A 383-nucleotide genomic window follows, 5' to 3' on the forward strand; every position below is an offset into this window, starting at 1 on the left:
TGTTTGTGTTGTTTGACCTGGTGCGATTGTAAAGTTCACAGACTTTGCAGCATCACCCTGTGGCAGTGGGTAGTATTGTGGCGGCGTAACTTCTTTAAAGTAATACTGTCCTGGTGGTAAATTATTAACAACCAGTTCTCCAGTAGACTTCGTTGCTAATATTCCTAATGGTTCATTGTTTTCATCTGTGGTAACTTGTGAGTTATCATTTACATGATGCAAAGTGAATACTACACCTGCTAAACCTTCACCAGTGGCATCATCTACCTTCACTAGCTTTACTGCTTGATGAATTTTTTCGTTGGTTATAGTAGAGGCTACTGCATCTGGAGTTTCTATAGTATTTGTCGTATCATTTACAACGATTTGTATTGTACCACTCA

The 383-nt window shown here is 38.9% G+C and carries 1 protein-coding gene; it reads right to left on the reverse strand.

Annotation, left to right across the window (positions count from 1 at the left end; translation table 11 throughout):
• Nucleotides 1–383: prealbumin-like fold domain-containing protein (locus tag RCF13_RS09210; protein ID WP_308141091.1), on the reverse strand; the 383-nt coding region annotated here is incomplete at both ends.

The sequence above is a fragment of the Stenotrophomonas maltophilia group sp. RNC7 genome, from assembly GCF_030910085.1.
GTDB lineage: Bacteria > Pseudomonadota > Gammaproteobacteria > Xanthomonadales > Xanthomonadaceae > Stenotrophomonas > Stenotrophomonas sepilia.